This window comes from Actinomadura sp. (assembly GCF_044508335.1).
Classification (GTDB): Bacteria; Actinomycetota; Actinomycetes; order Streptosporangiales; family Streptosporangiaceae; genus Spirillospora.
In genome coordinates, this window is record NZ_JBIQHY010000004.1 from 74,589 (window position 1) to 88,096 (window position 13,508).

Here is a 13,508-nt window from a genome sequence, read left to right on the forward strand (position 1 = left end):
CGCCAGCGCCGTCAGCACGTCCTGAGCCGTCTCCACCGTCCTCCAGCCCCCACCCCGTGACCATGCGATCGTTGCACGGCCACGGGGTTCCTGGACAGTGCCGGGTTCCCGGGCGGGTCCCCGCCGGGCGTCAGGCGGAGGCGGCGTCCTTCGCGCGGGCGCGCAGCGCGCGGGCGACGCCGTCGCGGCCCTCCGACAGCAGCCGGGTGAGGGCGGCCGGCGGGTCGTTCTCGGCGATGTAGGAGTCGGTGCGGTCGATCGTGGACTGCTCGATCACCAGGAACGGGTAGGCGACCTCGGCGAACGTCTGCGACATGTCGCTCGTCCACTCCTTCCACACCCGGCCGACCTCTGCGAAGTACCGGTCGACGTAGGGGCGCAGCAGGTCGACCTGGTCGGGCTCGACGAAGCCGCTCAGCGTCGACCGGTAGACGGCGTTCGGCAGGTCGCCGGACACGATCCGCTCCCACGCGGCCGCCTTCGCCTCCGCGGTCGGGATCGCGGCCTTGCAGGCGGCGGCGTGCCGCTCGCCGGCGGCGGTGCGGTCCCGCTCGTGCTCGGCGTCGATCTCGGCCTCGCCGGCCCGGCCGGTGACGACGAGGCGGCGCAGCAGCGTCCAGCGCAGGTCGGTGTCGACGGTGAGGCCGTCGAGCGTCTGCGAGCCGTCCAGCAGGCCCTGGACGAACGCCAGGTGCTCGTCGGTCACCGCCGACGCGGTGAACGCCTGCGTGTAGGCCAGCTGGAGGTCCGAGCCGGGCTCGGCCTCGCGGGCCAGTTCCAGCAGCGTGTCGGCGAGCAGGGTGAGGCCCTCCTCGCGCCACGCCGGGTCCGCGTACTGCTGGACGGCGGTGCGCGCCTGCCGCAGCAGCGTCTGCGTGACCGAGATGTCGGTGACGCCGCGGATGCCCTTCGCGACGAGCCGGACGTAGTCGCGGGTGGCCATCTCGGCGTCGCGCGTCATGTCCCACGCCGCCGACCAGCACAGCGCGCGCGGCAGGCTCTCCCTGATGTCGCCGATGTGCTCGATCAGGGTCTTCTGCGAGTGCTCGTCCAGCCGGATCTTGGCGTAGGTGAGGTCGTCGTCGTTCACCAGGACGAGGTCGGGGCGCTTCTTCCCGGTGAGCTGCGGGACCTCGGTGCGCGCGCCGACGACGTCCAGCTCGACCCGCTCGCGGCGGACGAGCCCGTCGCCGGTCAGGTCGTACAGCCCGATGGCGAGGCGGTGCGAACGCAGCGTCGGGTAGTCGGTCTTGGCCTCCTGCAGGACGGCGAACGACGTGAAGTTCCCGTCGGCGTCCACCTCGTACTCGGGCCGCATCGTGTTGACGCCGGCCGTCTCCAGCCACTCCTTCGACCACGACGCCAGGTCGCGGCCGGACGTCTCCTCCAGCGCTCCCAGCAGGTCGGTCAGGACGGTGTTGCCCCACGCGTGCCGGTCGAAGTACCGCCGCACGCCCTCCAGGAAGTTGTCGAGGCCGACATAGGCCACGAGCTGCTTCAGGACGGACGCGCCCTTGGCGTAGGTGATGCCGTCGAAGTTCACCTCGACCGCGCGGATGTCGGGGATGTCGGCGGAGATCGGGTGCGTGGACGGCAGCTGGTCCTGCCGGTACGCCCACGCCTTCTCCAGGTTCGCGAACGTCGTCCAGGAGCCCTTCCACTTGGTGGCCTCGGCCTGGCACAGGACGCTCATGTACGTGGCGAACGACTCGTTGAGCCACAGGTCGTCCCACCAGCGCATGGTGACGAGGTCGCCGAACCACATGTGCGCCATCTCGTGCAGGATCGTCTCGGCGCGCCGCTCGTAGGCGGCGTCGGTGACCCGCGACCGGAAGACGTAGTCCTCCAGGAACGTGACGGCGCCCGCGTTCTCCATGGCGCCCGCGTTGAACTCGGGGACGAACAGCTGGTCGTACTTGGTGAACGGGTACGGGCGGCCGAAGACCTTCTCGAAGTAGGCGAAGCCCTGGCGGGTCACGTCCACGATCGCGGGCGTGTCGAGGTGCTCGGCGAGCGAGGCGCGGCAGTACACGCCGAGCGGGATGACGGTGCCGTCGTCGCGACGGTACTCGTCCCGGACGACGTGGTACGGCCCCGCGATGAGCGCGGTGATGTAGGTGGAGATCTGCGGGGTCGGCATGAAGTGCCACGTACCGCCGCCGGCGGACTCGGCCGGCTCGTTGGTGACGACCTCCCACTCCTCCGGCGCCTTCACGGTGAACTCGAAGGTGGCCTTCAGGTCGGGCTGGTCGAAGCAGGTGTACATGCGGTGCGCGTCGGCGGTCTCGAACTGCGTGTACAGGTACACGCTGTCGTCAACCGGGTCCACGAACCGGTGCAGGCCCTCACCGGACCGCGAGTACTCGCAGTCGGCCACGACCCGGAGCTCGTTCTCCGCGGCCAGGCCGGGCAGCGGGAGGCGCCCCTTGTCCGCGTCATAGGTGGAGGGGTCCAGGGCCTTGCCGTTCAGCGTCGCCTCCCGCACGACGGCGCCGTGCAGGTCGACGAACGTGTCCGCGCCCGCCTCGGTGCTGCCGAACCTCACCACGGTGGTGGATCCGAAACGCTCAGCGCCCTGGGTGAGGTCAAGTTCGACCGTGTAGGACTCGACGTTGAGCAGCCGGGCGCGTTCCCGCGCCTCGTCGCGCGTGAGGTTGCCTGCCACATGTACTCCTTGGTTGCTCATTCACTTGGTGAAGTCATGTCTACCAACCGGACGCCGTCCGGGTCCGTCCGCCACGGCCTTAGGGACGGGCTTCGACGGCCTCTCCGTCCGGGGAATCGGAAGGGGCGCGACCCGGTTGTCGCTCTAAGGCACCCCTTTCACGCGCTAGGAGGCGACGTTGACTGAGACCGAGCGCACCCCCGTGGACTTCTGGTTCGACCCCCTTTGTCCCTGGGCGTGGATCACGTCCCGCTGGATCCTGGAAGTGGAGAAGCAGCGCCCGATCGAGGTGCGCTGGCACGTGATGAGCCTCGCCGTGCTCAACGAGGACAAGGACATCCCCGAGGAGTACCGGCGCGGCCTTGAGGGCGCCTGGGGACCGGTGCGCGTCTGCATCGCCGCCGAGCAGAAGTACGGGCCGGAGGTGCTCGGCCGCCTCTACACCGAACTCGGCATCCGCCGCCACCACGAGAAGCAGAAGTTCGGCCGCCCCTACTACGAGGCCGCGCTCACCGCCGCCGGCCTCGACCCGGCGCTCGCGGACGCCGCAGACTCAACCGCCTACGACGAGGCGCTGCGCGCGTCCCACAAGGACGGCATCGACCGCGTCGGCCAGGAAGTCGGCACCCCGGTCATCGAGGTCGAGGGCAGCGCCTTCTTCGGCCCCGTCGTGACGCCGATCCCGCGCGGCGAGGCGGCGGTCAAGCTCTGGGACGGCGTCCGCGCCGTCGCGAGCACGGACGGCTTCTTCGAGCTGAAGCGGACCCGGACGAGGGATCCCATTTTCGACTGAGCAGGGGAAGCGCGGCGCGTAATCGAGCGGTCGTGCCGTGTGCACTCACCCGCAAGCCACATATGGCTTGCTATTGCGAGCATGTTGCAACTACTGGCCATGTGCCGCCAAACTGGTCTCGCTGGCGAAAACGGGCAGGGAGGGTGATGGCATGCACGTACCGGATGGATTCATCGACGCCCCGGTGTCCATCGCGGCCGGCGCGGTCGCGGTGGCCGGGGTCGGTATCGCGCTGCGCGGAGCCCGGCGGGAGCTGGACGACCGCACCGCGCCGCTCGCCGGGCTGACCGCCGCCTTCGTGTTCGCCGCGCAGATGCTGAACTTCCCGGTCGCGTCCGGGACGAGCGGGCACCTGCTCGGCGGGACGCTGGCGGCGATCCTCGTCGGGCCGTACACCGGTATCCTGTGCGTCTCGGTCGTCCTGCTCCTGCAGGCGCTCCTGTTCGCGGACGGCGGCCTCACCGCGCTCGGCGTCAACATCACCACGATGGCGCTCGTAACGGTGGTCGTCGGGTACGGGCTCTTCCGGCTCCTCCTGCGGGTCCTGCCCAGGACGAAGGCGTCGGTGTCCGCGGCGTCGTTCGCGGCCGCGGTCGTGTCGGTGCCCGCCGCGGCGGTCGCGTTCACGGCCATATACGCGGTCGGCGGGACGGCGGACGTGTCGATCGCCAAGGTCGCCACCGCGATGATCGGCGTGCACGTGCTGATCGGCATCGGCGAGGCGCTGATCACCGCGGTGACCGTGTCGAGCGTGCTGGCCGTCCGTCCCGACCTCGTGCACGGTGCGCGCGGCCTGATGAAGCCGCCGGAGCTGCGCACCGCCGCCGCGGGCACCGAGCCGACAAGGGTCTGAGAGGGGGACGCACATGACCACCAAGCGCTTCTTCATCGGGTTCCTTCTCGTCTCGCTCGTTCTCGCCGGGGTCGTCAGCCACTACGCGTCCGGTGACCCCGACGGGCTGGAGAAGGTCGCCGCGGACAAGGGCATCAGCGCCAAGGAGAAGGACCACTCGCTCAAGGACTCCCCGTTCGGCGACTACGGGGTCAAGGGCATCGAGAACACGCGGCTGTCCGGCGGGCTGTCCGGAGTGATCGGCGTCGGCGCGGTCCTCCTCGTCGGCGGCGCGCTGTTCTGGGGCGTCCGCCGGCGCGGTCCGCACCGGGACGCGGCCGGCGAGCAGGATCAGCGGACCGAGCGGGCGCCGTCCGAGCCGGCGCGGAAGGGCTGATGGGCGCGGGTCACGCGCACCGGCTCCACGTGCCGGGCGCGTCGCCGGTGCACCGGCTGCCGCCGCAGTGCAAGCTCGTCGCCGTCCTGGCGTTCGTGCTGCTGGTCGTCGCCACGCCGCGGGAGCGGATCTGGGCGTTCGGCGTCTACGCGCTGCTGCTCGCGGCCGTCGCGGCGGCCGCGCGGATCCCGTTCCGGACGGTGGCGCGGCGCGTCGTCATCGAGGTCCCCTTCGTCGCGTTCGCGTTCCTGCTGCCGTTCGTCGCGGAAGGAGAGAAGATCACGGTGCTCGGGCTGCGGCTGAGCGAGAGCGGGCTGTGGGGCGCCTGGAACATCCTCGCCAAGGGGACGCTCGGCGTCGTCGCGTCGATCCTGCTGGCCGCGACCACCGAGCCGCGGCTGCTGCTGCTCGGCATCGAGCGGCTGCGGATGCCGCAGCTCATCACGCAGATCGCCACGTTCATGCTGCGGTACGGCGACGTCGTCGCGGCGGAGCTGCACCGGATGAAGGTGGCGCGCGCCTCCCGCGGGTTCGAGGCGCGCGACATCCGCGCTACCGGCGTGCTGGCCAAGTCGGTCGGCGCGCTGTTCCTGCGCTCCTACGAGCGCGGCGAGCGCGTCCACCTGGCCATGGTGAGCCGCGGCTACGACGGGCGCATGCCGCCGGTGCACGACGTCGGCGCCACCGCCGCGCAGTGGACGGCCGCCGCCGCGCTGCCCTGCGCCGCCGCCCTCGTGGCACTGGCCGCTTGGACGGCGCCATGACTCCGTCGCTGGAAGTGAGGGGCCTCGCGTACGCGTATCCGGACGGCACGCAGGCCCTCTTCGGCGTCGACCTGACGATCGGGCGCGGCGAGCGCGTCGCGCTGCTCGGGCCGAACGGCGCCGGGAAGACGACGCTCGTCCTGCACCTGAACGGCATCCTGCACGGCGGCCTGGGCGAGGTCAGGGTCGGCGGCCTCGCGGTCGACCCCGGGGACAGGAAGGCCCTGCGGGAGATCCGCCGCCGCGTCGGCATCGTCTTCCAGGACCCCGACGACCAGCTGTTCATGCCGACCGTCCGCGAGGACGTCGCGTTCGGGCCCGCCAACCTCGGCATGCGCGGCGCCGAACTCGACCGCCGGGTCATGGACGCGCTGGACCGCGTCGGCATGGCGCACGTCGCCGACCGGCCGCCGCAGCACCTCAGCTTCGGGCAGCGCCGCCGCGTCGCCGTCGCCACCGTCCTGGCCATGGAGCCGGAGATCCTGGTGCTGGACGAGCCGTCCTCGAACCTGGACCCGGCGAGCCGCCGCGAGCTGGCCGAGATCCTGCTGGGCCTGGACGTGACCGTCCTGATGGTCACGCACGACCTCCCGTACGCGGCGGAGCTGTGCCCGCGCTCGGTGATCCTCTCCGGCGGCGTCATCGCGGCGGACCGCCCCACCAGGGACCTGCTCATGGACGCCGGCCTGCTGGCCGCGCACCGGCTGGAGCTGCCGTTCGGGTTCGACCCGGCCGCCGCCGTCCGCTGAATCGCGGCTCTTCGGCCGTTCCGCTTGCCTCGCCGCGCCGCCTCCGCGACACTCGGATCCCGACACTGGTAACGGTTTTCATATCCGAAATGAGGCATTCGTGAAGGTTGCGTTCGTCGGCAAGGGCGGCAGCGGCAAGACCACGCTCTCGTCGCTGTTCGCCCGGCACCTGGCCGGGCGCGGGCTGCCGGTGGTCGCCATCGACGCCGACATCAACCAGCACCTCGGCGTCGCGCTCGGCCTGGACGAGGCGCGCGCCGCGAAGATCCCCGCGCTCGGCGACCGGCTCACCGAGATCAAGGAGCACCTGCGCGGCGACAACCCGCGCATCCCGTCCGCGGCCGCGATGGTCAAGACGACCCCGCCCGGCGCCGGCTCGCGGCTGCTGCGGTTCCGCGGCGACGACCCCTTCCACGAGGCCGGGCAGGAGGTCGACGGCATCACGCTGCTCGCCACCGGCCCGTTCAACGACGACGACCTCGGCGTGGCCTGCTACCACTCCAAGACCGGCGCGGTCGAGCTCTACCTCAACCACCTCGTCGACGGGCCCGGCGAGTACGTCGTCGTCGACATGACCGCGGGCGCCGACACGTTCGCGTCCGGGCTGTTCACGCGGTTCGACCTGATGTTCCTGGTCGCCGAGCCCACCCGCAAGGGCGTCGGCGTCTACCGGCAGTACACCGAGTACGCCAGCGACTACGACGTCGCGATCCGCGTCGTCGGCAACAAGGTCCAGAGCGAGGAGGACGTCGCCTACCTGCGCGAGCACGTCGGCGGCGACCTGCTGACGTGGGTCGGGCAGTCCGCCGCCGTCCGGGCGCTGGAGCAGGGCCGGCACGGCGTCCCGCTGGAGGAGGGCGCCACCGCCGCCCTCGACCGCATGCTCGCCGAGGTCGACGGGCGCCCCAAAGACTGGGACAAGTTCCAGCGGCAGGCCGTCGAGTTCCACGTGAAGAACGCGCGCAAATGGGCCAGCCGCGCGGCCGGCGAAGACCTGGAGACGCAGGTCGACCCCGGCTTCCGCTTCCCGGCCGCGGCCGGCACCGCCTACGCGGGGTAGCTCCCGCCCTACCGGCGGAGAGCGATCCCCACTACCCTGCCCGCCATGACGATGCGGCGGATGCTGGTCATGGCGGGCGGCGCGGTGGTTCCCATCGCCCTCATCTCGATCCTGCTGGGCAACCAGTGGGTGGCCGATGCGATCAACAAATCCGGTGACTTCCAGAACGGCAGGGGCATCGCGCCCCTCGTGTCCTGGCTGCTGTTCCCGAGATGGCGGGTGACCGGCGGCGACATCGACTGGAAGTTCACCGTCGCGCTCGACGTCAGCACGGTGCTGTTCTTCGTCCTGCTGATCCTGCTCGCGGTGGCGGGCGCCCGCGCCCTCGACCCGGAGCGCGGCGCGCTCGGCGTGGTCGTGACCGGCTGGTGGGCGACGGCGATCGCGGGCGGCGTCGCCGGCCTCGTCCGGGGCGTCCTGTCGAAGTGGGCGCTCGACATCCCCGACAGCGGCGGCCCCAGTCTGCTCCTCTCGATCCCCTCGGGGGTGTCCTTCGGGTTCCTCTACGGCTGGCTTGCGGGGATCGGCATGCTGCTGGGGTACATCGTCACGCGCCGCACCGCCGCGACCCCGCAGCAGCAGTTCGGGCAGCAGCCCGGGCAGTACGCGCCGCAGCAGCAGGGCATGCCGCAGCAGGGCATGCCGATGCAGCAGCCCTACGGGCAGCCGATGGCGCAGCAGCCGATGCAGCAGCCGATGCAGCAGCCGTACGTGCCGCCGCAGGGGCAGCCGCAGCAGCCCTGGGGCGGCGTGCCCCAGCAGCAGTACCCGCAGCAGCAGTACCCGCAGCAGCAGTACCCGCAGCAGCAGCCGGGCGTTCCCCAGCAGCCGGGCGTTCCCCAGCAGCCGGGCGCGCCGCAGCAGTACGGGGCCGCTCCCGCGCCGCAGCAGCCGTCCGTCCCGCAGCAGCCGTCCGCGCCGCCCGCCGAGCAGGCGCCCCCGGCGGCCCCGGAGACGCCGGGCGAGGCGAAGCAGGACGCCCCCGAGGAGACGCCGGAGGACGCGCCCAAGGACGCGCCCAAGGACGCGTCGGACGACGACCTCAACCTCGCCGACCGGACCATCGTCGACCGCAAGCGGGACGCCGAGGACGGCTGACCGGGCGGCGCGGCGCCCCAGCGCGGCGACCCGACCCCCGCGCGAGCGGCGGCCGCCGCCCTGCGAGAATCGCCGCATGCGCGTGTTTCTTGGAACCGACCATGCCGGCTTCGAGCTGAAGGAGCACCTGGTCTCCTGGCTGAAGGAGAACGGGCACGAGGCCGTCGACTGCGGCGCGTTCGAGTACGACGCCGCGGACGACTACCCGCCGTTCGTCCTGCGGGCCGCTCAGCGCACGGCCGACGAGCCGGGGACGCTCGGCATCGTCGTCGGCGGTTCCGGCAACGGCGAGGCGATCGCGGCCAACAAGGTCAAGGGGGTGCGGGCCGCGCTGGTCTGGAACGAGGACACCGCGAAGCTCGCCCGCGAGCACAACGACGCCAACGTCATCGCGCTGGGCGCCCGCCAGCACGACCTGGCCGCCGCGACCCGGTTCGTCGAGCTGTTCCTCGGGACGCCCTACTCCGGGGAACCGCGCCACACCCGCCGGATCGAGATGCTCAGCGAGTACGAGCGCACCGGCGACCTCCCGCCGCTCCCGCACTAGGCCGGACGCTTCCCGCACCGGGGCCGCGACCGGGGCCGGGCGCGGCGCCGCCGGGCGCGGCGCCGGGTCACAGGCCGTTCTGCGGCGTCCTGCGGGCGGCGGCGCCGCGCTTGCCCTGGCGGCGGCGCTCGTTCTTGGCGGCCTTCGTCCGCTTCGCCGGTTCGGCGGCCTTGGCCGGACCCGGCCCCGCGGCCGGCGGCTCCTCGCCCTCGGGCCGGAGGCGCGACACGTCCCGCGCGCGCATCGCCGCGTCCACCGTGATCCGCATGCCGGGCTGGACCATGCACCGTCTCCTCTCACCGCGGGACCAGATGTCTCTCCGGTGACACATACCCATGGGAAACGGAGCTGGACCGTTGCAAAGAGTCACCGGGTCCCCGGATGGCGACCAGCAGGGGTGATTGCTCGATACAGTGCCTGGGTCATGCTTCAACGACTGGTGCAGCTCCTTCCGCCGCGAGTGCGGGCCGTGCTGCGCAGGATCCCCCTGCTCGTGGCGCTGTACCGGTGGGCGAGGCAGGGGAAGCTGACCCGGGAGCGGAACGTCTTCGCGGTGCTCGCGATCCTCGCGATCGCGATCGGGCTCGCCACCACCAGCGACTCGCGCGGCCTGGCCCCGTCCGGCGCGCTCGTGCTGATCGTGCTCGGCGGCGGGCTGCTGCTCAAGGTGCGCAGCCTCGTCGCGCTGCTCGGCGTCGTGGTCGCGATGGCCGCCTACAACGGCTGGCAGGACGCCGCCGCGATCGGCCCCGGCATGATCGCCACGCTGACCATCACCGCGGTGCTCGCGCTGACCCTGGCGAGGACGCGGCAGCAGCTCGGCGTGCAGGGGCTGCGCGGCGACTCGATGCTGCTGGAGCTGCGCGACCGGCTGCGGCGGCAGGGCGAGATGCCGGCGCTGCCGGACGGCTGGGGCTCGCAGGTCGTGATGCTGCAGGCCGGCGGGTCGTCCTTCGGCGGCGACTTCGTGGTGTCGCACTGCGACGGCGACACGCTGGAGGTCGCGCTCGTCGACGTCTCCGGGAAGGGCACCGACGCGGGGACCCGCGCGCTGATGCTGTCGGGCGCGTTCGGCGGGCTTCTTGGATCGGTCCAGGCCGACCGGTTCCTGCCCGCCTGCAACGGCTACCTGCAGCGCCAGCGGTGGGACGAGGGGTTCGTCACCGCCGTGCACGTCGTCGTCGACCTGGCGTCGGGGGAGTACACGGTCGAGTCGGCCGGGCATCCCCCGGCCGTCCAGTTCGACGCGGGCAGCGGGGAGTGGAAGGTCAGCTCCGCCAAGGGCGTGGTGCTCGGCGTGGTGCCCGACCTGAACTGCGTCCCCGAGCGCGGGAAGCTCCGGCCCGGCGACGCCCTCCTGCTCTACACCGACGGGCTGGTGGAGTCCCCCGGCAGCGACCTGGACGCGGGGATCGACCGGCTGCTCGGCGAGGCGGAGCGGCTCGTCCCGCAGGGCTTCGGCCGCGGCGCGCGGGAACTGGTCGAGACGATGGCGGCGGCCCGCGACGACGACTGCGCCCTCGTGCTGATCTGGCGCACCTGACCGTCCGGCGGCGGCTCAGCCGCGCTTGTGCCCGCCCTTGTGCCCGCCGTGCTTCGGGTGCTTGCCGTGCTTCGGCTTGTGTTTCGTGTGCTTCGGCCTGTGCGCCTTCCCCGGCGGGCGCTTGGCCGCGCCCGGCTTGACGGCGCTCGCCCGCTTCGGCGGCGTCGCCGACGCCGTCGGGGACGGCGCGAGCGGCGCGGACGGCGCCGCGGGCGCCGCGCTCCTGCCCTGCGTGAGCCCGGCGATGATGGCGCCGATCAGGACCGTCCCGGCGGCGGCGCCGACGCCCGCCAGCAGCCGCGCCCGGGTGAACGACAGCGCGCCCCCCAGACCGCCCGGCCCGCCCAGACCGCCCGGACCGCCCGGACCGTTCATGTCGGGCGGCGTGAACGCCCGGGTCTCGGTCTCCTCCCAGGCGGGACGGCCGGACGGCGGCGGCGCGGCGGCGCGCCGCGGCCGCGGCGCCGGGTCGGCCTCCGGCCAGCCGCCGACGTGCGGCCGGGACTGCGGCTGCTCGACGAGCGCGAGCAGCAGGTCGCACGCGGTGGGACGGTCGGCGGGGTCCGGGGCGAGCGCGGACCGGACCGCGGGCACCAGCGGCTCCGGCAGCCGGGACAGCTCGGGCTCCCCGGTGCGGAGCGTCGCCGGGTCGCCGCCGATCGGCATCTGGCCCGTCCCCGCGTGGGCGATGAGGCAGCCCCAGGCGAAGATGTCGGCGGCCGGGGTCGCGCGGCCGCCGGTGAGCAGCTCCGGCGCCATCCAGCCGGGCGTGCCGAGCACCTTCCCGGACGCGTCGGTGCCGGCGGCGGCGTCCTGGCCGCTGGCGATGCCGAAGTCGATGACGCGGCAGCCGGACAGCGTGAGCATCACGTTGGCGGGCTTCAGGTCGCGGTGCACGAGCCCCGCGGCGTGGATCGCGGCGAGCGCGGACGCGACGCCGACGGCGACGCCGTGCAGGTCGGCGGGCGGCAGCGGGCCCTCGGCGGCGAGCCGGTCCTGCAGCGAGACGCCGCCGACGTAGTCGGTGACCAGGTAGGGGCGGCCGTCCTCCTCGCCGTGCGCGAGGACCCGCGCGGTGCAGAACGACGCCACCCGGCTCGCGAGGTGCGCCTCGTCCTTGAACCGGCGGCGGTAGACGGGGTCGCCGGCCAGGTGCGGATGGATCGTCTTCACCGCGACGCGGCCCCCGGACACCGGGTCGGCGCCGAGGTAGACCGTCCCCATGCCGCCCGACCCGAGCCGGCCGAGGAGCGTGTGCCCGGCGACCTGGCGCGGGTCGGCCGGTTCGAGCGGCCTGATGTCTCCGTCCATGCGGCGTTCCTGGCTCCCTCGGTTCTCTCCCGTCCGTCCATCCCCGTTCGGCGGCAGATTATGGGCGGGATCTGCAGAGAAGTGCGGAAACGTATTCGTCACGCGGATTTAGCACCGCGGGCATCGGGGCGGTGCATCGTGGAGAGCGTCCGGCGGGACGGCCCGGTCCCCTCCGCGTTCCTCCTCGGCGCGGGGGCCGGCGGCCTCCGGCGGCACCGAGGGCGGTGCCCGTGCGGGCGGCTCCCCTAGGGGTGGGAGGCGCCGTCCGCGCGGGCGCCGGTCCGCGCCTCCGGCGAGGTTTCGCGGACGCCCCACCAGGAACAACCCTCTCTGCGTCTTCCCCCCGGGGCGCCGTGCGCAGAGGGGGAGGATCGCCCGGGTGCGGATCTTCGGGGACTTGCTGTCGCCGTCCTGCTGGTCGGTGCGGACCCGCGTGACCGCCGCCGCGACCCTTCTCGTCGGCCTGCTCCTCGTGGTCGGCGTCCTGCTGTTCTACCAGGTCGTCCGGGAGACGGTGATGAACGGGCTGCACGACCGGGGCGGCCTCGTCATGACCGATCTGGTCACGATCGTCCAGGAGACCGACCCGCGCGGGATACTGCACGTCCAGGACCCCGACTTCACCCTGCTGCAGGTCGTCGACGGGCAGGGCGGCGTGCTGGCGTCGAGCGAATCGCTGTCCGGGCGCGGGCCGCTGGCCGTGCCCGAGCCGAAGGTGCCGGGCAGGCCGGAGTACCGCACGGTGTGGGTTCGGGGGAAGGCCGACGTCTACCTCGTCTCGGAGAGGGTGAACACCCGCGAGGGCGTCCGGATCCTGTACGCCGGCGCGGCCATCAACGAGTTCACGCGGTACAAGGGCGCCTTCATCAGCCTGCTCGTGGCGATGGCGCTGATCGCGACGGCCGGGGTCGGTTGGATCGTGTCGCTGTCGGTGCGGCGGGCGCTGCGGCCGGTGCGGGTGATGAGCGCCCAGCTGGCGGAGATCACCGGCGGCGAGTCGGACCGCCGGGTCACCGTCCCCGGCCCGAACGACGAGGTGTCCGACCTGGCCGAGTCGGTGAACGTGACGCTGGACCGGCTGGCGGAGGTCCTCGGCCGGCAGCGCGCGTTCGTCGCGGACGTCACGCACGAGCTGCGCAGCCCGCTGACCGGGCTGCGCGCCCAGCTGGAGGTCGCGCTGGAGCACCCGGAGGACGAGGACTGGCCGGCGGTCGCGCGGGCCGCGCTCGGCGACGCCGACCGGCTGCAGGGGATCGTCAGCGACCTGCTCATCCTGGCGAAGCTCGGCGCCGGCGTGCACGTCGACCGGGAGCGCGTCGACCTCGGCGAGCTGGCGCGTGCGGAGGCGAGCCGGCGCGCCCGCCGCGTCCCCGTCGAGGTCCACGCGGCGGCGGGCGTCACGGTGCGGGCCACCCCGCACCACCTGGCGCGGGTGCTGACGAACCTGCTGGACAACGCCGAGCGGCACGCGGCGTCGCGGGTCTGGGTGACGGTGGCGGAGGACGGGCCGGACGCCGTGCTGGAGGTCCGCGACGACGGCTCGGGCATCGCGCCCGAGGACCGCGAGCGCATCTTCTGGCGGTTCCAGCGGCTCCCCGAGGGCCGGGCGCGGGACGCCGCCGGCACCGGGCTCGGCCTGACCATCTCCCGCGACATCGCCCGCGCGCACGGCGGGACGCTCGTCGCCGCGGAGACCGACGCGGGCGCCCGGTTCGTCCTGCGCCTCCCGCTCCACCCGCGCTAGCCGGC

13 protein-coding genes are annotated in these 13,508 nt (G+C 73.1%); 10 read left to right on the top strand and 3 right to left on the bottom strand.

The annotated features are described in order from the left end of the window. Positions 1-130: 130 nt before the first annotated feature. A complete protein-coding gene (gene pepN, locus ACIWVC_RS02995; RefSeq protein ID WP_396445076.1) occupies positions 131-2,665 on the bottom strand; it encodes an aminopeptidase N in 2,535 nt (844 codons plus the stop codon). A gap of 178 nt (positions 2,666-2,843) precedes the next feature. On the opposite strand from pepN, the gene ACIWVC_RS03000 reads away from it, so the two are divergent. The 8 genes from ACIWVC_RS03000 to ACIWVC_RS03035 all read left to right on the top strand — a co-directional run bounded on the left by ACIWVC_RS03000 (position 2,844) and on the right by ACIWVC_RS03035 (position 8,905). Then, the gene (locus ACIWVC_RS03000; protein ID WP_396445075.1) at positions 2,844-3,458 is read left to right on the top strand and encodes a disulfide bond formation protein DsbA; all 615 of its coding nucleotides are present in this window, start codon (positions 2,844-2,846) and stop codon (positions 3,456-3,458) included. Between the two features lie 151 nt (positions 3,459-3,609). Continuing rightward, positions 3,610-4,311, top strand: a complete 702-nt coding sequence (locus ACIWVC_RS03005) for an energy-coupling factor ABC transporter permease (protein WP_396445074.1) — start codon at positions 3,610-3,612, stop codon at positions 4,309-4,311. Between the two features lie 13 nt (positions 4,312-4,324). Next, a complete protein-coding gene (locus ACIWVC_RS03010) occupies positions 4,325-4,687 on the top strand; it encodes a PDGLE domain-containing protein (RefSeq protein ID WP_396445073.1) in 363 nt (120 codons plus the stop codon). Beyond that, a complete protein-coding gene (gene cbiQ, locus ACIWVC_RS03015) occupies positions 4,687-5,451 on the top strand; it encodes a cobalt ECF transporter T component CbiQ (RefSeq protein ID WP_396445072.1) in 765 nt (254 codons plus the stop codon). The genes ACIWVC_RS03010 and cbiQ overlap by 1 nt, the downstream gene beginning before the upstream one ends. Next, the gene (locus tag ACIWVC_RS03020; protein ID WP_396445071.1) at positions 5,448-6,200 is read left to right on the top strand and encodes an energy-coupling factor ABC transporter ATP-binding protein; all 753 of its coding nucleotides are present in this window, start codon (positions 5,448-5,450) and stop codon (positions 6,198-6,200) included. Before cbiQ ends, ACIWVC_RS03020 begins: the two co-directional genes overlap by 4 nt. Positions 6,201-6,300: 100 nt before the next feature. Continuing rightward, positions 6,301-7,260, top strand: coding sequence for an ATP-binding protein (locus ACIWVC_RS03025; RefSeq protein ID WP_396445070.1), 960 nt, complete (start codon positions 6,301-6,303; stop codon positions 7,258-7,260). 45 nt (positions 7,261-7,305) lie between these two features. Continuing rightward, positions 7,306-8,358 carry a hypothetical protein gene (locus ACIWVC_RS03030; RefSeq protein WP_396445069.1) on the top strand — a complete coding sequence of 351 codons (1,053 nt, stop codon included), beginning with the start codon at positions 7,306-7,308 and terminating at the stop codon, positions 8,356-8,358. 76 nt (positions 8,359-8,434) lie between these two features. Continuing rightward, entirely contained in the window at positions 8,435-8,905 is a 471-nt protein-coding gene (locus ACIWVC_RS03035) for a ribose-5-phosphate isomerase (protein ID WP_396445068.1), read from the top strand. Positions 8,906-8,972: 67 nt separating this feature from the next. Here ACIWVC_RS03035 and ACIWVC_RS03040 read toward each other — a convergent pair whose 3' ends face one another. After that, positions 8,973-9,188, bottom strand: coding sequence for a hypothetical protein (locus ACIWVC_RS03040; RefSeq protein WP_396445067.1), 216 nt, complete (start codon positions 9,186-9,188; stop codon positions 8,973-8,975). A gap of 141 nt (positions 9,189-9,329) precedes the next feature. Here ACIWVC_RS03040 and ACIWVC_RS03045 point away from each other — a divergent pair, with 141 nt between their 5' ends. Continuing rightward, on the top strand, positions 9,330-10,448 hold the full coding sequence (locus ACIWVC_RS03045; RefSeq protein WP_396445066.1) for a PP2C family protein-serine/threonine phosphatase: 1,119 nt from the start codon (positions 9,330-9,332) through the stop codon (positions 10,446-10,448). A 15-nt stretch (positions 10,449-10,463) separates the two neighbouring features. On the opposite strand, the gene ACIWVC_RS03050 is transcribed toward ACIWVC_RS03045, so the two are convergent. Beyond that, on the bottom strand, positions 10,464-11,759 hold the full coding sequence (locus ACIWVC_RS03050) for a serine/threonine-protein kinase (RefSeq protein WP_396445065.1): 1,296 nt from the start codon (positions 11,757-11,759) through the stop codon (positions 10,464-10,466). A 379-nt stretch (positions 11,760-12,138) separates the two neighbouring features. On the opposite strand from ACIWVC_RS03050, the gene ACIWVC_RS03055 reads away from it, so the two are divergent. After that, a complete protein-coding gene (locus tag ACIWVC_RS03055; protein ID WP_396445064.1) occupies positions 12,139-13,503 on the top strand; it encodes a sensor histidine kinase in 1,365 nt (454 codons plus the stop codon). Positions 13,504-13,508 lie beyond the last annotated feature (5 nt).

Coding starts and splice junctions, on each gene's coding strand:
- ACIWVC_RS03005 (WP_396445074.1), top strand. CDS start 3,610: ATGCACGTACCGGATGGATTCATCGACGCCCCGGTGTCCATCGCGGCC.
- cbiQ (WP_396445072.1), top strand. CDS start 4,687: ATGGGCGCGGGTCACGCGCACCGGCTCCACGTGCCGGGCGCGTCGCCG.
- ACIWVC_RS03030 (WP_396445069.1), top strand. CDS start 7,306: ATGACGATGCGGCGGATGCTGGTCATGGCGGGCGGCGCGGTGGTTCCC.
- ACIWVC_RS03045 (WP_396445066.1), top strand. CDS start 9,330: ATGCTTCAACGACTGGTGCAGCTCCTTCCGCCGCGAGTGCGGGCCGTG.
- ACIWVC_RS03020 (WP_396445071.1), top strand. CDS start 5,448: ATGACTCCGTCGCTGGAAGTGAGGGGCCTCGCGTACGCGTATCCGGAC.
- ACIWVC_RS03035 (WP_396445068.1), top strand. CDS start 8,435: ATGCGCGTGTTTCTTGGAACCGACCATGCCGGCTTCGAGCTGAAGGAG.
- ACIWVC_RS03050 (WP_396445065.1), bottom strand. CDS start 11,759: ATGGACGGAGACATCAGGCCGCTCGAACCGGCCGACCCGCGCCAGGTC.
- ACIWVC_RS03040 (WP_396445067.1), bottom strand. CDS start 9,188: ATGGTCCAGCCCGGCATGCGGATCACGGTGGACGCGGCGATGCGCGCG.
- ACIWVC_RS03010 (WP_396445073.1), top strand. CDS start 4,325: ATGACCACCAAGCGCTTCTTCATCGGGTTCCTTCTCGTCTCGCTCGTT.